The following is a 17,972-nucleotide window of genomic DNA, read 5'->3' on the forward strand; positions in this document are numbered from 1 at the left end:
TGAACCTTAGCGGTTAACTAGAGAAGATTTATCAACTTTAAAAAGTAGTCATGATGTGGACACCCCTCGATCTCTCAGATCAGGTTCGGGAGGAGTCGGCTGGCCGCCGACGAGGCCACCCAGAGCGCCGCAACGAGAAGCGGCACGCCGGTGGCCCAGGCCGCGTAGGGTGACCACCGGGCGCGCGCCCAGACGACCCAGCCGACGGCGACGAGGAGCAACTGCAGCCCGAGGGCGAGGAAGGCGAACGTCGGGCCGGTGGTGTCACGAGCGAGCGCAGCGCCGGCCGGGTCGGCGGCGCCGACAGGCCCCGCCGCCACAGGCTTCCCCGCCAGATCGGCGTCGACGTAGACGACGCCGGAGCGGGACAGTGGCCCGCCACCGGCCGCGGTGGCGAGCACCAGCCGACTGCCGCCGGCCGCCAGCGACGGCACGGGGTCACCGTCGTGACGCAGGTCGCGCACCCGGTAGTCGAAGCGGCCCTGCACGGTGCGCACGACGACCTGGTCACCGGGTCTCAGGCTCGCGACGCGGCCGAAGGGCGCGCCGAACGAGAGGGAGCGGCCCATCAGGACGCTCACGCCGGCTTGGCCCGGAAGCACCGTGCCGGACACGTGCCCGGGCCCGTGCCGAAGCAGGGGCGAGGTGGTGCCCTCGATGACAACCTCGTGGGCGAGGCCGGTCCGCGGGATGTCCATGACGGCCAGCGGGGCGCCCTGCGTGATGGGCGCTCCGGTCGGCGCCTCCCCCAGCGCCAGGTCGGAGCGGAGCTCGCCATAGAGCGACGCCTGTGCGTGACCGTGCTCGAAGCTGCTGAGCACCAAGAGGTACGCGAAGGCCCACGCCACGAGGAGCGCGACGACGATCGAGACCTCCGAGAGCACCAGACGTCCTTGGTGCTGTCGGTGCGGGAGCTGCCCGTTGTCGACGGACTCCTGCCGAACGGTGGTCGGGGCAAGGGCCGTCATCGTCGGACCCGCTTCCCGGCCTGACGCCACCGAGCGGCGCCGGCCGACGCGGCCCGGCCCGCTCCGGCGGCGATCGCGTCACCCCAGCGGAGACCGGCGCCCAGGACGCCGAGCAGGACCGCGAGGAAGCCGGCGATCGGAAGCCCGAGGCGGCCGAAGCCGGTCGATGCCGCGACGGTGCGGACCTGGTCCGAGGCGACCGGCGTCGAGCCTGCTGCCGCCGGGGCAGAGCCCGCCGGCGAGGAGGCCCTGGGCACGACGGCGGCCGGAGCGGTGAGGCCCGCCGGCACGGCACCCGGCCCCGTGACCGGCGGCGCGCCGGTCACGCCGGGCGCGCCGGGCGTGGAGGAGGGACGGGGCTCGGCCGAGAGCTCGCAGCCCGTGGCGCCGACGACGGGGACGTCCCCGCGTTGGGCGGCCACGGCCTTGGCGGCGCAGGAGGTGTACGCCGCGAACGCACCGAGACCCGTGCTCTTCGTGATCGGCAGGGTGCCTGCCGGCAGCTCGCCGACCGCGATCCCGGACGTCTGGCCGGGCCCGGCCGCATAGGTGAGCAGCTGCGCGGCCCGGCGGGCGGTGTCCTTGCTCAGGCCCGTGGTCGGGACGGTGGCGTAGACCGGCATGGTGCCGGGGTAGGCCCGGGCGCCGCCGGCCGTGTGGAGGGCGTCGTACGGCAGGGTCCACAGCCCGTGGTCGGTGTCGGCCCGGAGCAGGGCAGCGCCGGCGGCGAGACCGTCACGGTCGGGGGCGACGAACCGGCGTCCCGAGGCGTCGTCGAACTGCTCGCCGAGGGGCACCGAGCTCGTCGTCTGCAGGCTGGCGGCGTCCAGGCCGTATCGACTGACCGCCGTCAGCGGGACCAGACCGAGCACGAAGCGGTGTCCGGGGATCTGGCGGCTCTGCTGACGCAGCTTGAGCGTATTGGGCAGGGTCGGGTCCGCATCAGCCGAGCAGACGATCGTGGCGCTCGGGATCGCATACTGCACGTCCTGAAGCAGGCTGGAGAGCTGCCCGACGGGCGAGGCGATCAGCCCGAGGTACGGCGCCGGGCTGGTGTCGTAGCAGGGACTGTCGCTCGCGAGCTGGAAGTCGTCGAGCAACGGCCAGGAGCTGACCGGGAGCTCGACGTGGCGGTAGTTCGGGTTGACCTGCATCCCCCACGGGTCGGGCACGCCGTTGAGGAAGTCGCGCGCCTCGGGGTCGGCGTCGATCCAGCTGGTCAGCGCCTCCATCATGTCCGAGTCGGTGTTGAGCGCGATCAGGGTGGAGGCGGCCTCGACCACCCCGACGTCCGGCACGTCGGGGTTGAGCGCGCGGAACTCCGGGTCCTCGGTGATGTTGAGCGGGTGGCCGGCCAGCGCAGGATAGGCGCGCGTGACCTTCACGTTGCCCGGGTAGGACTCACTCAGCAGCTTCGCCACCAGCCGGGCGTCGAGGCGGAGGTCGGTGAGCCGATGACCCTGGTCGTCGTCGATCGTGAACGCGATCGCGAAGCCGCTCATGGCGACAGGGGCCTGGACGACCGGCCGGGCGTAGCCGCCCGATTGCGGGAACGTCGAGAGCCCGACCGTGGCGGTCCCTGCCATCACCAGGTTGCGCGCCGCGGAGTCCGCGGCCTGCACCTGCACGATGGGGTCCAGGCCGGAGGTGGTGCAGAACTTCGGCGTCCACTGCGCGGCGATCTCGTTGAACAGGATCGACCCGAAGAGCGAGAGCGGCTCCCCCTTGCTCACGACACCGCAGATGCTCGACGAGACCGCGAAGTGCAGCGGCACGACGATCCGGTTGCGCCAGTTCGACTCCGACCACCACAGCAGCCCCGAGGTGGAGAGGTTGTAGGCGCCGGGCACCTGAAGGTTGTTGCCGTTGCTCTGCGGGTAGACGTCGGTGCCCCGGCAGGCGACGTCGGAGCGGGTCGCGGACGAGCCGGTCGCCTTCGCGGCGTCAGCAGGCAGCTGAGTGCCCCAAGCGTCGCAGCTGAGGCCCTCGACCGGGATGGCGACGAGCGAGCAGGGGGACGTGGCGGAGCAACCGAGCGAGGAGTTCTCCTCCTCGGTCCAGACACTGAACCGGGCGCTGCCCTTGCCGTCGGGCCCCGTGACCCCGTAGGTCGTGTTGCTCGGCAGGCCGACGTCGCTGACCGCCTGCGACTCGGGCGCCATGCCGCCGCAGCCACCGTCGCCGCCGGCGTACGTCTTCCCACCCGCTGCGCGGAACGGGACCCAGCGCTCGGCGCCGATCGCCACCGCGGAGCAGCCCGACGGAAGCTTCGAGGGGACCCCGACGAACTGGCCGCGGTCGGCGGCGGTCGCGTAGGCGTCCGCCCGCCACGCGGGCCAGGCGAACGACGAAGGGCTGGAGCGCTGGTAGCGCTCCGGCGCGGTCGCGGTCCAGCACGTCTCCGGCGTGACGGCGGCACCGGTCCCCCGGCACTCCATCAGCACGAAGGGATACTCCTGGCGCGCCGCGTCGCCCGCGTTCGGGTCCGCGGCCACGCCGCCTGTCGGATGGGCTCCGGTCCAGCTCACGTCGAGCTGCTGGCGACCGCGCAGGCTCGTCGTCGCGGAGACGGTCAGGGTGACGTGACGCTGGTCGAGGGTGGTCGCGGTCCCCGCGGCGTCGTAGAAGACACGCGTCGGGTTGGACGTGAACGTCGCCAGCGTCGCCGAGCTGGCCACCGGTGCGGCGGGCAGCAGGGTCATGAAGGCACCGGAGCCCGCGAGCAGACCCGCGACGAGCGACCCGACGACGCGTCTCATCGATTCCTCCGCAGCGTGCGCGACAGCGTCGGAGGCGTGGCCACCACGACGACCAGGAGCCCGATCACGAGGAAGGTCAGCGCGGGCGACGGGCCGGAGTGTGCGTCCGCCGCGATCGTGGTCGGCGAGACGGTCGCGGCGGCCAGGGCCTGGTCGCCCCCCGCGGCAGCGGGCACCGCACCGCCGGCAGCAGCGCCGGCCACGGCCGCGCCCGCACCGGGAACCGCACCGCCGGCGGCGGTGGAGCCGCCGGCCGACGTACCCGTGGGCGCCGCGGCGGGTGAGGACGTCGTCGTGCCGCCGCCGCCCGCCGGCTGCGCGTTCTTGCTGTCGCTGGGCTTGTCCCCGTTGTAGGCCCCGACGCCGGCGGCGCACGGCGCGGCGCCGAGCTTGTCGCAGGCGGGCGGGTTCGGGGCGATCTTGGCGAGGTAGTTCTGGTCGGGGTGGCCCGCGATGAAGGTCGGGTTGTGGCACGTGCTGATGTCGCGCTTGGTGAGGTCGACGGCAGGGTCGGCGGTCTTGAGCTTGTTGATCTGCTCGAAGCCTGCCTGCACGAGGTTGACCGGGAGGCTCGAGTAGCCGATCGGCCCGATCTCTGACTGGCCCTGGCAGATCGAGTAGTAGAGGAAGTCGGCCAACGTCTGACGCTGAGCGGTCTGGGTCAGCTTCGTGTCGGAGGCCGACGTCGGGATGATCGCGTAGACGTAGGAGGACAGCGGGTAGGCGCGCTTGTCAGAGTTGACGTAGACCTGGTCGAGGTTCTGCGTGAGGTAGTTGGGGTCGCTCGGGTTCTTGTTGATGACCGCCTTGGTCAGCGCGACGGCGACGTTGTACTGCGTGGGCAGCGTGAAGTAGCCGGCCTTGTTGAGCACCTTGGCCGCGGGGTAGTTCGCGAGCAGCGGGTAGCTGTACTCCTCGATCCCGATGGAGCCGTTGGCGCCCTTGGACTTGAGGAAGTTCATCACGCCGTCGGAGCCGGCCAGCGCCTTCTGGTTGCCGGTGGCCTTCCCGCAGTTCAGCGGGAAGTACTCGGTCTCGGCCGTCTTCCCTCCGTTGCACGGCCCCCAGATGCCCGGGTACTGCTGGGACAGGTAGCGGGTGAACTGGTTGGTCACGCCCGCGCCCTCGGAGTGGACGACCGGGATGATCGGGATCGACGGCAGCGCGTGCCCGCCGTTGTCCTTCGTGATCTGCGGGTCGTTCCAGTTGGTGATCTTGCTGGTGAAGATCTTCGCGATCGTCTCGCCGGAGAGCCGCAGGTTGCGCACGAGCTGGCCGCCGACCTCGATGTGGTAGGGGAACGACGTGCCGCCGGCCGCGATCGGCAGATAGGCGAACGACCGGCCCTTGGGGTCGTCGCTCTCCCCCGTCGTCGGGTCCTGCCCGCGGTAGCCGATGTCGGAGACCGCGAAGTGGACGAGCCGGTTGGCGTAGTCCTTGCGTCCTTGCGCGGCACCGTTGGAGGTGAAGACGACCTGCATGCCCTGGCTCGCCACGTCGGCCACCCACTGGTTGACCGCGTTCGCGGCCCAGCTCGAGCCGGAGCCCTGGATGAGCGCGTGGGTGGCGGCGTTGGCCGCCGTCGCGCCGCCGAGGGCGAGGACGAGCGATGCGGTGAGCGCCCAGGCCGCGAGGAGCAGCTTCTTCATCTTCATCGGGACTTCCGGGGACGGGCTGCCCAGCGGGCCAGCAGGAACAGGACGAGGACGAGCACGAGGAGCGCCGTGGCGGCGGCGTACCCCCGCTGCTCGAACGCTGGCTCGCCGGAGGAGACGGCGTTGTAGACGAACAGCGGCAGGCTGTTCATCGGGTTGTGGAGCGGGTCGGCGTTGAAGAACGTGCTCGCGCCGCTGGTGAGGATGAGCGGGCTGGTCTCGCCGACCATCCGGGCGATCCCGAGGATGAGCGCCGTCGCCAACCCTGGTCGCGCGGTGGGAAGCACGACCCGCCACACCGTCTGCCAGCGGCCGGCGCCCAAGGCGTACGACGCCTCGCGCAGGCCGCCCGGAACGACCCTCAGCACGACGTCGGAGGCGCGCGCCATGATCGGCAGGCCCATCACCGCGAGGGCCAGCGCCGCCGCGAAGCCGCTGCTCGGGAAGTGCAGCCCGACGATGAGCGTGGTGTAGACGAACAGCCCCGCGACGATGGACGGCAGCGCGGTCATCGCCTCGATCACAGTCCGCACCACCCGCGAGCCCCGGCCCCCGACCTCCGACATGTAGACGGCGGTGACCAGTCCCAGGGGCAGTGCGATGGCGACGCCGATCCCGACCTCGATGAGCGTGCCTGCGATCGCGTGCAGGATCCCGCCGTGGTCGAAGGAGTCGCTCGGGCGCACGCCGGCCATGTCCTGGGTGAAGAAGTTGGGGTGGACCAGCGCCGGCAGGCCGCGAGCGACGGTGACGACGACGGTGCAGAGCAGTGCCGAGACCACCAGCACCGGCGCGGCGACGACGAAGCAGGTCACGATCCGGTCGACGACGACCGCCCACGGTCGGGTGAGCGCGGTCAGGCCGGCGTAGAAGACGATGAAGACGACGTACCAGCTCACGACGAAGCCGAGGGCTCCGCTGAACGGGAGGATCTCGCCGTAGAAGAGCCAGGTCGTGGCCAGGCTCGCGATCGCGGCTCCGACCAGGGCCAACCGGTCCTCGCGGGTGCTGCCGGCCGTGGGGCGAGGCGTCTCGACGACCGCGCTCGGCGGCGTCGTGGCGTGCGCCGTGGCGGGCGTCGCGGCGGAGGTGGTCCTGCGAGTGGGCGCCGGGGTGGGCGGGGCGACAGGCGGAGCGTCCACGGTGGCGGTCACAGCTCGGTCCCCGCTCCACTGCGGCTGCGTGCGACGATCCGCGCGGCGACGGTGTTGACGGCGAGCGTCATCAGGAACAGCACGAACCCGCACGTGAGCAGCGCGGAGAGCTGCGCCGGGGTGGCCTCCTTGTAGCCGATGGCGATCATGCTGCTGATCGTCGCCGTGCCGGACTCGAGCACGTTGGGCTTGATCTGGAAGGCCTGGCTGATGATGAGGACGACGCTGATCGTCTCCCCCAGGGCCCGGCCGAGCGCGAGCATCGTGCCTCCGACGATGCCGCTGCGGCCGAACGGCAGGACGACGGAGCGGACCATCGCCCAGCGGGTGGCGCCGAGGGCGATCGCGGCCTCCTTCTCGCCGGCCGGCGCCTCGGCGAAGACCTCCCTCATCACCGAGGTGGCCATCGGGAAGATCATCATCGAGACCGCGATCGCGGCGATGAAGGCCGAGCCCTGGTAGGCGGCGTATCCCGGCGCCTGGTTCCAGATGGGGTAGTCGACGTCGGTGTGGACGTAGAAGAACGGGATGACGCCGAGGTGCTTGCTCAGCCAGTGGGCCACGTGCGTGGCGTGCGGCTGGATGAAGAGCAGCACCCAGAGGCCGAAGACGATGCCCGGCACGGCCGCCATCAGGTCGACGACCCGCACGAGCGTGGGCCGCATCGTCGGCGGCGCCCAGTCTGAGATGAAGAGCGCGCTGAGGAGCGAGAGCGGGAACGCGATGATGAGCGCGATCGCCGCGACCTCGATCGTGCCGACGAAGACCGCGGCGATGCCGACGATGTCCTGGCTCGGCAGCCAGCGCTGCTCGGTGAAGAAGCCCAGCCCGTAGTGGCTCAGGGTGGGCTTGGCCTGGATGGCGAGGAAGACGCCGATCGACCCGACCAGCACGAGCGTGAGCAGACCGACGCCACGCACGCCGTGCAGGAAGAACCGGTCATGCCAGGAGTAGCGGACCGCGAGCGTGCGCGGCACGTCCTCGTCGTGCTCCTCCCTCACAGGGAGGACGGTGAGCGTCTCGGCCATGCGTGTCCTTCATGCGTTCGGCGCACCGCCAGGGCCCGAGAAGGCGGTGGTCGAGGACAGGGAGACGCCCCGAAGGGCACAGCCCGGGGGCAGCACCCTTGCCCTCAATGTGCATGAGAATAGTAGATAAACTGGACACGGTCGGGAATTGTCCAGATGCGGAGACGTCTGCCTTCGCTCAGCGCTTCTTCGGCGTGACCCAGAGCCGGATGATGCCCTCGATCACGATGGTGCCGTCGTCGCGGATGCCCCGGACCCGGACCGCGAGGTCGCCGTCAGCGGCGTCCCACTGGTCCTGGTCGGTCTCCGCGATGCAACGGATGTCACTCGTCGCCTTGGCCGTGTAGGCAACGTCCATCCCCTTGGGGATCCAGCGCTTGTCGAACGGGATCGTCACCTCCGCGAGGGCGCCCATCGCCATCTCCAGACCGTTGCACAGCGCGATGGCGTGCACGGTGCCGAGGTGGTTGTGCACGCGGCGCCTGCTGCGGATTCGCACCTCGGCGTAGTTGGGCCGGAGCTCGGTGACCAGAGGTCGGATGGAGGCGAAGTACGGCGCCTTCTGGCTGAAGGCGACCGAGAAGATCCTCGCGCCGACCAATGGGATCCGGTTGGTCGACTGCCACAGGGACGCGATCGAGCTCATGGGCGTCATATTACTGTTCGGTAACCCTGCGCGAGACCGCCCGGTGCCCGACGACGAAGATCCGACGGAACGGCATGATCACCTGGCCATCCTTCGCCGGATAGGCGCCGCGCAGCCGCCGCCGCAGCTCGTCGGCGAACTCCAGGAAGAGCGCCTCCGGCAACGCGGCACGTGTCGGCAGGACGCTGGTGCCGCTGATCCAGTCGAAGACGGCGTCCTTGCCGGGGAGCACGTGGAGGTACGTCGTCTCCCAGGCGTCGACGTCGAACCCCTCGCTTCGGAGCGCCTCCAGATAGGTCGCCGGGTCATGGCTCGAGGGCCGCGCCAGGTGCCGGGTGTGCTCCCGATACGGCTGCTCGGCCGCCAGCTCCTCGCGCAGCACGTGGCTCGGCTCGGCGAAGTTGCCGGGCACCTGGAACGCGAACACCTCCCGCGCCGAGGCTGCGAGACGGGGCAGCAGCGCGAGATGGCCCGGCACCCACTGCAGGGTGGCGTTGGAGACGATCACGTCGGCGCTGCCCCGCCAGTCGGCGACATCGGCAAGCTGCCAGTCGATGCGAGGGCCCCTCTCCGCACTGCGGGGACCGTCGCCATTGCCGGCGCTGCCTGCGCGGGCTCGGTCGATCATGGCCGGACTGCTGTCGACACCGGTGACGCTCGCCTCGGGCCAGCGGTCACCGAGGAGGCGGGTCAGGTTGCCTGGCCCGCAACCGAGGTCGACGACGCTCGCCGGACTCGACACCGGGATGCGGGCGAGCAGCTCGACGAACGGGCGGGCCCGCTCGTCGGCGTAGGTCAGGTAGCGGTCCGGATCCCACGGCTGGGTCATCGTCACTCCGTCTCATGCTGCGGCGCTCGGCCCTGATACACAGCCAGCGCCGACAGATATCTTGATGTCGAGATACTTCCACTCTGCTCCGACCATGTCTCGATGTCAAGAATCTCGATCCGATAGGCTCTCCGCATGAGGGACGAGGTCGACGACCTGGCCGAGGCATGGGCGCGGGAGCGCCCCGACCTCGACCTTGCCCCGGTCGCGGTCTTCTCGCGACTCTCCCGCCTCTCGCGACACCTCGACCTGGCCCGTCGCGAGGCGTTCACCGCGCAAGGCATCGAGTCCTGGGAGTTCGACGTGCTGGCCGCGCTGCGACGTGCGGGGGCGCCGTACGAGCTCTCCCCCGGCCGCCTCCTGCGCGAGACCCTCGTGACGAGCGGGACGATGACCAACCGTGTCGACCGGCTGGCGACGCGCGGCTTCGTCGAGCGCTACCCCGACCCCGAAGACCGGCGCGGCGTCCTCGTCCGGCTCACCCCCGAAGGCAAGGACGCGGTCGACGGAGCCTTCACCGCGCTGCTCGACGCCGAGCGGGCGTTCCTCGTCGACCTCACCTCACGTCAGCAGTCCGACCTGGCGGATCTGTTGCGCAAGCTCCTCGCGCCGTTCGCTTGAGCGCCGGCCGTGGTGACGGTTCATCGAGGTATGCAGACGAATGGTCACTTCCCGCGCGGAGTTCCGCACGGGCAGTGCGCACTCGGCTGCATACCTCGATGAACCGTCACCACGGCTAGTCCAGCAGCTCGGCGGCCTCGAGCCACTCGAGCTCGAGGTCGGCCTTCTCGGCGAGGAGCACGTCGAGCTGCTGACCGAGCTCGGCGAGCTTCTCGTAGTCGGAGACGTGTGCCTCGAGGGCCTCATTGAGCTCGGCCTCCTGCTCGGCGATCCGGGCGAGCTGCTTGTCAATCCGCGCGACCGTCTTGCGGGCGTTGCGCTCCTCCGCTGAGCCGGACTTGGCCTTCCCGGCGAGCGGACGCAGATGACCGCCCCCATCGGACATCTGAGCCTGTTGAGCCACCTCGGGGGCGGTCATCTGCGTCCGCTCGCCAGATGACTCACCGCTCACCGGGAGGCGCCGCTCGAGGTACTCGTCGACGCCGCGCGGCAGCATCGAGATCTGGCCGTCGCCGAGGAGGGCCCAGACGGAGTCGGTGACCCGCTCGAGGAAGTAGCGGTCGTGGGAGACCACGATGAGCGTCCCGGGCCAGCCGTCGAGGAAGTCCTCGAGCACGTTGAGCGTGTCGATGTCGAGGTCGTTGGTGGGCTCGTCGAGCATCAGCACGTTCGGCTCGGTCAGCAGCAGCCGGAGCAGCTGGAAGCGCCGCCGCTCCCCGCCGGAAAGATCGCCGAGCCGCGCGGTGAGACGGTCCCCCGTGAAGCCGAACCGCTCCAGCAGGGAGGTCGCCGAGAGCTCACGGCCGTCAAGGGTGCGGCTCACGCGCCGGATCGACTCGACCGTGTCGAGCACCCGTGCGGCCGGGTCGATCTCGTCGAGCTGCTGGGTCAGGTGGGCGAGCGCGATCGTGCGGCCGTGCCGCACCCGGCCGGCCGACGGCGCGAGGGTGCCGTCGAGCAGCGAGAGGATCGAGGTCTTGCCCGCACCGTTGACCCCGACGATGCCGACCCGGTCGCCGGGACCGAGTCGCCACGTCGCGTTCGAGAGCAGCTGCCGCTCGCCGCGGAAGAGGTCGACGTCCTCGATGTCGATGACGTCCTTGCCGAGCCGCTGGGTGGCCATCCGCGAGAGCTCCAGCCGGTCACGCGGAGCCGGCTCGTCCTCGATGAGCGCGTTGGCGGCGTCAATGCGGAACTTCGGCTTCGACGTGCGGGCCGGGGCACCGCGACGCAGCCAGGCGAGCTCCTTGCGCATGAGGTTCTGGCGGCGTACCTCCGAGGCAGCCGCCTGGCGGGAGCGCTCGGCCTTGGCGAGCACGAAGGCGGCGTACCCGCCCTCATAGGTGTCGACCACACCGTCATGGACCTCCCACGTCCACTGACAGACCGCGTCGAGGAACCAGCGGTCGTGCGTGACGACTACGAGAGCTGACGGCCGAGCCGCGAGATGGGCCGCGAGCCAGGCGACGGCCTCCACGTCGAGGTGGTTGGTCGGCTCGTCGAGCACGATGAGGTCGTGGTCGCCGAGCAGCAGCTCGGCGAGGGCGCACCGACGCCGCTCGCCTCCGGAGAGCCCCAGCACCGGCCGGTCGAGCGCGACCCCGGCGAGCAGCACCTCGACGATCTCGCGCGTGCGGGAGTCGGCGGCCCACTCGTGGTCGCTTCGGCCGCCGAGCACGGCCTCGCGCACGGTGTGGGAGTCGACGAGCTGGTCGCCCTGATGGAGGTAGCCGAGCAGCAGTCCTCGCTGGCGTGAGACGCGACCCGTGTCCGGCTGCTCGAGGCCGGTCATCACCTCGAGCAACGTGGTCTTGCCGTCGCCGTTGCGGCCGACGATGCCGATCCGGTCGCCCGCGTTGATGCCGAGCGAGACGTCGGCGAGCAGCGGGCGGATGCCGTAGGACTTGGAGACATGCTCGAGGTTGAGGAGGTTGGCCATGACCGGGCCAGTCTCTCAGGCCGGCCTCAGAGCAGCGACACGACGTGGCACCCGGCGACGGGGGCCGGCGCCAGCCAGTGGGCGATGCCGGCGTCGGTGAGCTCGGCGGCCGCCTTCCGGGCGCGGTGGACGTCGTCGTAGAGCATCAGCTGCGTCGGCCCCGATCCCGATAGCAGAACGGCGTCGGGGTCGAGGGCCTCGAGCCGGGCGCGGAGCTCGACGAGGTCGGGGCGCAGGTCGTACGCCGCCGCCGCCAGGTCGTTGGAGAGCTCAGGTCCGACCGCCTGTGACTCGCCGGCGGCCAGAGTGTCGAGCAGGTCCTGCGGCACCTCAGGCTCCGTGGGCGTGATGGCGCCGCGCTCGACGAGGACGTCGAAGTGGCGGTAGACGCCGGGGGTGGCGAGCCCGATGGGGTGGGGTACGACGATCCACCACAGCTCGGTGCGGTCCGCAAGCGGCGTGACGAGCTCTCCCCGACCCGAGCCGATCGCCGTGCCCCCGATGAGCGCGAACGGGACGTCGGAGCCGAGCTCCGCGGCGATCGCGAGCAGGTCGTCGTCAGGGGTCTTCGCGTCCCACAGCCGGTCGAGCGCGACGAGGGCCGCAGCGGCGTCAGCTGAGCCGCCCGCCATGCCTCCGGCGACCGGGATGCCCTTGTGGATCTCGATGTGCGCGCACCGGTCGATCCCATGGTGGGAGGCGAGGGCGCGACCCGCCCGGACGGCGATGTTGCCCTCGTCGTCAGGCACCGTGGTCAGGTCGATCCCAGCGTCCGCGACGGTGTGGACCGACCACTCCTCGGCGTCGGTGACCGTGACGTCGTCATAGAGCCCGATGGCCTGGTAGACGGTCTCCAGAGGGTGGAACCCGTCCTCGCGCACCTGGCCGACGCCGAGGTGCAGGTTGATCTTCGCGGAGGCGCGGACGGTGACGCTCACCCCGGTCCCTCGTTGCCCGGTCGCTCGATGCCCGGTCCCTCGATGCCCGGTCCCTCGACGGCCAGCTCCTCGGCGATCCGCACGAAGTCCTCGATCGCGAGCGACTCCCCCCGTGCCAGGGGGTCCACACCGGCTCGCTCCAGGGCGCCCTCGACGCCGGCACCGGCGAGGCCCTTGAGTGCTCCGCGCAGAGCTTTACGCCGATGGGCGAAGGCGGCGTCGATGACCGCGAACACACGCTCCCGTGGCACGGTGCTCGTCGGCGGCTCCCGATGGGTCCAGTAGACGAGACCGCTGTCCACATTCGGGGCGGGCCAGAAGACGTTGCGTCCGATGGCGCCGGCACGGCGTACGTCGGCGAACCAGGCGGCCTTCACGCTCGGCACCCCGTAGACCTTCGACCCGGGCTTGGCTGCCAGCCGGTCGGCGACCTCGGACTGCACCATCACCAGTCCGTGACGCAGCGACGGCAGGAGCGTCAGGAGATGGAGCAGGACGGGGACCGAGACGTTGTAGGGCAGGTTGGCGACCAGTGCAGTCGGCGGCGGCCCGGGCACCTCGGCGACGCGGAGCGCATCGGCGAGGACCACCTCGAAGGACGCCGACTGCTCCGGGGCGAACTCCGCGATCGTCCGCGGCAGCCGCTCCGCCAGCACCGGGTCGACCTCGATCGCGGTGACCCGCCCGACGACCTCGAGCAGCGCCAGCGTCAGCGAGCCCAGCCCCGGCCCGACCTCCACCACCACGTCGTCGGCGCCGACCCCCGATTCGCGCACGATCCGGCGCACCGTGTTGGGATCGATGACGAAGTTCTGCCCGCGCTGCTTCGTCGGCCGCAGGTCCAGCTCCGCGGCCAGGCCTCGCACCTCCGCCGGCCCGAGCAGACGCGGAGCGGTGGCAGGCATGGCCGTCAGCCTAGTGAGGGGCCGATCCCCCGCGCTCGGCCCCCTCCGACCGCAGCGCGGGGAGCCCCGTCAACGCCGCGGCGCGGGGAGCAGCGAGCATCAACGCCGCGGCGCCGGTCGTGCCTGGACGCAGCGCAGCGAGCGAGGAACGAGCGAGCGGAGCGGAGGAAGGCACGACCATGGCGGGCGCCGCGGCACGCGCCGAAGCGGAGCGGAGGCGCAAATGTCAGAGCCCCAGCTTCGCGGAGCACGCCGGCCAGGCGCCGTACCCGCCCGCGTTGTCGCGGACCCGGGTGGCGACCGCGATCTGCTGCTCGCGGCTGGCCTGGTCGGGGCGCCCGGAGCCGCCGTTGGCCTGCCAGGTGCCGATGTTGAACTGGAGTCCGCCGTAGTAGCCGTTGCCCGTGTTGGCGTGCCAGTTGCCGCCTGACTCACATCCGGCGAGGCGGTCCCAGACGGAGCCACTGGCGACGGCAGGCGCAGCGGGGGCTGCCTTCGTGCCCACCGAGACCAGCTCGGTGACGGGGCGCCGGGTCACCGACGAGGAGACGACGCTCTTGCGGACCAGGTGGCCGTTCTCGAAGACGAGGCGGTAGGTGACGTCCCGAGCACCGACGGCGCCCTTGCGGGTGACGTCGCGAGCGCCCTTGGTCGCGGAGCTGTCCGGCTTCTCGACGGTGTCGAACGGGATCGCGACGCCTGTGACGTGCTTCGTCTCGACCCGGACGCGCGTCCAGCGGATCGTGGTGCCGTCGTGCAGCGGCGTGGTCGCGGCCGGCCGGAGGCGGTCGTCGCCGTCCGGGCGAGCACCGACCTGCTGCAGTGCGTCGGCGACGGTGCGGGCCGTCAGGGTGCGCTCGACGGCATTGTGGGCACCGAGCTTCAGCGTCACCGTCTTGGGGGTGGTGACCTCGAGGGCGAGGCCGGCGCGACCGATGGTCGCGCTACGGCTGACCGAGAGCGCCGCCTTGGCGAAGTTGCGGCCGATCTCGGACAGAGCCGGCTCCAGCGCGGTGGCCGTGACCCAGTAGGTCTGCTTCTGACCGTCGACGTCGACGGTGAGAGGGCGGCCGTAGCGGACGCTGATCCGGCTGCCGTCCTCGATCTTCTCGTCGAGACCGGGCGCGACGCGGTCGTGCGCGCCGACGCGGATGTGCTCCTCGCGGAGAACGTCGGCGACGGTGGCGCCTCGAGCGGAGACCTCACGCGTCTTGCCGTCCAGGCTGAGTGTCACGTCCTTGGCGAGGGCCGAATACCCGGCGGTCACACCGACGACGGCCAGGAGGGCCAGGGCGCTCAGGCCGATGAGCAAGGGGCGGCTGCCGCGGGCGAGGGCGAGCTTGAGCATGCGGCTCTGGGCGGGCTGGAAGGACACAGGGCTCCAGACGTCGTGCTGCCCGGGCCTCGGGCACTGCGCCGACGCCGGCCCCCGAGGGCCCCGCCGCCGCGGTGGTCTCAGTGCTGGACTGAGGGCCGATCCCGGCTGTCAGGCGTCCACACGAACAAATTCCGGCGCCGATGGCAAATCGGGACGGTCCCGGGACTCGCCCGCCGACGGTCCCAGGCCGCCGGTCAGGGGCAACCAGGACGTCGGTCCCGCGGAAGATTCCACGACTGGAATTCGGCAGTTCGCTTCACGCGCGGCCAATTCTCTGATGGGCTCGGGTTGCACACCAGCCACATCTCTCACTCGGGTCGTTGCTCCACGTCGCGGAGCGGCGGCCCGTCGTGCTCTGCGAAAGGGACGTCCACGTGAATCGACGCATCGCAGCGGTCCTCGGGGTCGCCGCAGCCCTCGGGCTGGCGACAGCTGCCCTGCCGGGCAACGCCGACGCGGCCAGAGGCCACCGGCTCCGGGCCCACCAACAGGAACCGAAGGCAGGCCACCTGCGCCCCGACAACCGTCCCGACCCTCTCCAGACGAAGCGGTCCGACCTTCGCCAGCGCGCGGTCGATGCCCTGGTCGCCGGGAAGGCCACCACCGTCGGGGAAGGGCGCGACCGCAGGATCAGGCTGAAGAACGGCAAGCTGGTCGACTACCCGGTCGACCAGACGGCCCAGCAGCTCACCTTCCTCCTCGACTTCGGCGACGGCGCCGGCAACCCGGACTTCCCGCAGAACACCGCAGGTCCCGTCCACAACCAGATCCCGAAGCCCGCCGCGAGCGACAACTCGAGCTACTGGATGAGCGACTTCTCGCGGCGCCACTACCTCGACATGCTCTACCGCGGCCTGCCGGACCAGAGCGGCGAGTCGGTGCACGACCTGTACGACCAGATGTCGAGCGGCCGCTTCGACCTCGAGGGGGACGTCTCGGGCTGGGTGACGGTCCCGCACCCGGAGTCGTACTACCAGGAGAGCGTCGACGACGACGGTGACCCGAGCACGCCACCGATCGGCGACGAGAGCGGCGCGACGATGCAGAGCTTCCTGCAGGACGGCGCGAACGCCTGGTACGCCGCACAGCGGGCGAAGGGCGCGAGCGACGCGACGATCAGGTCCTACCTGGCCCGCTTCGACGTCTGGGACCGCGACGACTACGACCACGACGGGAACTACAACGAGCCCGACGGCTACATCGACCACTTCCAAGCCATCCACGCCGGCCAGGGCGAGGAGGGCGGCGGCGCGACCTGGACGATCCAGTCCCACCGCGCCGCCGTGAACCCGACGACGGGCGTCGACGGCCCGGCGGGCAACAAGAGCGGCGGCATCGAGATCGGGGACACCGGCTTCTGGATCCGCGACTACATCACCGAGCCGGAGGACGGCGGCATGGGCGTCTTCGCCCACGAGTTCGGGCACGACCTCGGGCTGCCCGACTCCTACGACACCGCGTCCAACACCGACACGAGCACCGGCTACTGGACGCTCATGGCCTCGGGCGAGTGGCTGGGCCACGGCGACGGGACCGTGGGCACGACGCCCGACCAGATGGGCGCGCCCGACAAGCTCTTCCTCGGCTGGTACGGCCCCGGTGACCTGGCCGTCGCCGACGGCACCGACAAGCCGAAGCCGGTCACGCTCGGGCCGTCGTACCACGCCACCAGGCTCGGCGCCCAGGCCGTCGCCGTGCGCCTGCCGCGTGGAAGCGAGACGGTGGACGTCGTCACGCCGGACCAGGGCACGCACTACCTCTACTCCGGCACCGGCGACGCACGCACGGCGACCGCGACGAGCCCGACCATCACCGTCCCGGCGGGTGACCCGACGCTCTCGGCACGGGTCAGCTACGCGACCGAGGACGACTTCGACTACGCCTACCTCGAGGTCTCCACCGACGGCGGAGCGACGTGGGACCACGTCGACACCAGCCGGTCGACCACCACCGACCCGCACCATGCCAACCAGGGCTTCGGCATCACCGGCTGTTCCGGGACACGCGATGACGGCGGCTCCTGCGACAACGCGTGGACCGACCTCACCGCCGACCTCTCGGCGCACGCCGGCCAGACGGTCACCCTCCGGTTCGCGATGGTCAACGACCAGTCGACCCACCAGCTCGGGTTCTCGGTGGACAGCATCGCGCTCGGGGGAACGCTGCTCACCGACGTCGAGGACGGCGCTCCCGGGTGGACGCTCAGCGGCTTCCGGGTGATGGACGGCTCGTCGTACACGACGACCTTCGACCAGTACTACCTCGCCGAGAACCGGCAGTACCTGGGCTATGACAAGACCCTCGCCCAAGGGCCCTACAGCTGGGACTATCCGCTCAGCGCGCCCAACCGGGTCGACCAGTATCCCTACCAGGACGGGCTGCTCGTCTGGTATGCCAACGGCCTCTACACCGACAACAACACCAGCAGCCACCCCGGTGGTGGCCAGGCGCTGGTCGTCGACGCCAACCCGGCGTACCAGATCTGGTGGGACTCCGACGGAGCGCCGTGGGACTACGGCGACGGACGGCTCAACTCCTACGACGCGACGTTCGACGTCGACCAGACCGACGGGCTCCACCTCACGAAGGAGACACCCGCCGGCGACGTGCACTACGACGTCGACGCCCGCGCGGGCGTCCCGGTCTTCGAGGACAGCGACCGCGATGCCTACTGGGACGACTGGGGCGGCCAGATCGGCCCGGTGCCCGGCTTCTTCTCGACGAAGGTGGCCGGCGTCGGCACCGAGATCCAGGTGCTCTCCTCCGACGAACGGACCGGCCGGATGGAGCTCAAGGTCGGCTCACGGTTCGTGGCGGCGACCTCGGCGGCCGCCGTCTCCGGCACGCCGGCCGTGGGGCAGCGGCTGACGGCCGGCGACCCCACGTGGTTCCAGGACGACGTGACCACCACCTACCAGTGGCTGGCCGATGGTCGCCCCATCCCGGGAGCGACCTCCTCGAGCTACGTGCTGTCCAAGTCCGAGCTCGGCCGCGAGGTCAGCGTGGCAGTCACCGGCGCGAAGACCGGCTATGAGCCGACCCGGGTCGTCAGTGCCGCGGTGAAGGTGAGGAACAAGGCGAAGTAGCTCGGGAGCGTCTGCCGGGGTAGTTCGGGACGTTTCCCACGGTCTACTGACCAGTAATGGTCGGGA

General features: G+C 70.9%; 13 protein-coding genes. 2 read left to right on the plus strand and 11 right to left on the minus strand.

From position 1 onward, the window contains the following. Nucleotides 1–74 precede the first annotated feature (74 nt). From ACYQ1K_RS18935 to ACYQ1K_RS18965, 7 genes are all read right to left on the minus strand, one after another. The gene (locus tag ACYQ1K_RS18935) at nucleotides 75–968 is read right to left on the minus strand and encodes a class E sortase (RefSeq protein ID WP_459984815.1); all 894 of its coding nucleotides are present in this window, start codon (nucleotides 966–968) and stop codon (nucleotides 75–77) included. After that, complete coding sequence (locus tag ACYQ1K_RS18940; protein WP_459984816.1) at nucleotides 965–3,727, minus strand: hypothetical protein; 2,763 nt, start codon at nucleotides 3,725–3,727, stop codon at nucleotides 965–967. Before ACYQ1K_RS18940 ends, ACYQ1K_RS18935 begins: the two co-directional genes overlap by 4 nt. After that, nucleotides 3,724–5,382, minus strand: coding sequence for a substrate-binding domain-containing protein (locus ACYQ1K_RS18945; RefSeq protein WP_459984817.1), 1,659 nt, complete (start codon nucleotides 5,380–5,382; stop codon nucleotides 3,724–3,726). Before ACYQ1K_RS18945 ends, ACYQ1K_RS18940 begins: the two co-directional genes overlap by 4 nt. Continuing rightward, complete coding sequence (gene pstA / locus ACYQ1K_RS18950) at nucleotides 5,379–6,536, minus strand: phosphate ABC transporter permease PstA (protein ID WP_459984818.1); 1,158 nt, start codon at nucleotides 6,534–6,536, stop codon at nucleotides 5,379–5,381. Before pstA ends, ACYQ1K_RS18945 begins: the two co-directional genes overlap by 4 nt. After that, complete coding sequence (gene pstC / locus ACYQ1K_RS18955; RefSeq protein ID WP_459984819.1) at nucleotides 6,533–7,564, minus strand: phosphate ABC transporter permease subunit PstC; 1,032 nt, start codon at nucleotides 7,562–7,564, stop codon at nucleotides 6,533–6,535. The genes pstA and pstC overlap by 4 nt, the downstream gene beginning before the upstream one ends. A gap of 178 nt (nucleotides 7,565–7,742) precedes the next feature. Next, on the minus strand, nucleotides 7,743–8,210 hold the full coding sequence (locus ACYQ1K_RS18960) for a hotdog fold domain-containing protein (RefSeq protein WP_459984820.1): 468 nt from the start codon (nucleotides 8,208–8,210) through the stop codon (nucleotides 7,743–7,745). Between the two features lie 10 nt (nucleotides 8,211–8,220). Further along, nucleotides 8,221–9,039: a methyltransferase domain-containing protein gene (locus ACYQ1K_RS18965; RefSeq protein WP_459984821.1), complete on the minus strand. Its 819-nt coding sequence runs from the start codon at nucleotides 9,037–9,039 to the stop codon at nucleotides 8,221–8,223. A 135-nt stretch (nucleotides 9,040–9,174) separates the two neighbouring features. On the opposite strand from ACYQ1K_RS18965, the gene ACYQ1K_RS18970 reads away from it, so the two are divergent. Further along, entirely contained in the window at nucleotides 9,175–9,660 is a 486-nt protein-coding gene (locus tag ACYQ1K_RS18970; protein WP_459984822.1) for a MarR family winged helix-turn-helix transcriptional regulator, read from the plus strand. Between the two features lie 115 nt (nucleotides 9,661–9,775). Here ACYQ1K_RS18970 and ACYQ1K_RS18975 read toward each other — a convergent pair whose 3' ends face one another. From ACYQ1K_RS18975 to ACYQ1K_RS18990, 4 genes are all read right to left on the minus strand, one after another. Continuing rightward, on the minus strand, nucleotides 9,776–11,599 hold the full coding sequence (locus ACYQ1K_RS18975; protein ID WP_459984823.1) for an ABC-F family ATP-binding cassette domain-containing protein: 1,824 nt from the start codon (nucleotides 11,597–11,599) through the stop codon (nucleotides 9,776–9,778). A gap of 26 nt (nucleotides 11,600–11,625) precedes the next feature. Then, complete coding sequence (locus ACYQ1K_RS18980) at nucleotides 11,626–12,537, minus strand: 4-(cytidine 5'-diphospho)-2-C-methyl-D-erythritol kinase (protein WP_459984824.1); 912 nt, start codon at nucleotides 12,535–12,537, stop codon at nucleotides 11,626–11,628. Continuing rightward, nucleotides 12,534–13,442 carry a 16S rRNA (adenine(1518)-N(6)/adenine(1519)-N(6))-dimethyltransferase RsmA gene (rsmA, locus tag ACYQ1K_RS18985; protein ID WP_459984825.1) on the minus strand — a complete coding sequence of 303 codons (909 nt, stop codon included), beginning with the start codon at nucleotides 13,440–13,442 and terminating at the stop codon, nucleotides 12,534–12,536. Before rsmA ends, ACYQ1K_RS18980 begins: the two co-directional genes overlap by 4 nt. A 226-nt stretch (nucleotides 13,443–13,668) precedes the next feature. After that, nucleotides 13,669–14,817, minus strand: a complete 1,149-nt coding sequence (locus ACYQ1K_RS18990; protein WP_459984826.1) for a resuscitation-promoting factor — start codon at nucleotides 14,815–14,817, stop codon at nucleotides 13,669–13,671. 377 nt (nucleotides 14,818–15,194) lie between these two features. On the opposite strand from ACYQ1K_RS18990, the gene ACYQ1K_RS18995 reads away from it, so the two are divergent. Then, complete coding sequence (locus ACYQ1K_RS18995) at nucleotides 15,195–17,906, plus strand: immune inhibitor A domain-containing protein (RefSeq protein WP_459984827.1); 2,712 nt, start codon at nucleotides 15,195–15,197, stop codon at nucleotides 17,904–17,906. Nucleotides 17,907–17,972: the final 66 nt, after the last annotated feature.

The organism is Nocardioides sp. AN3 (assembly GCF_054653495.1).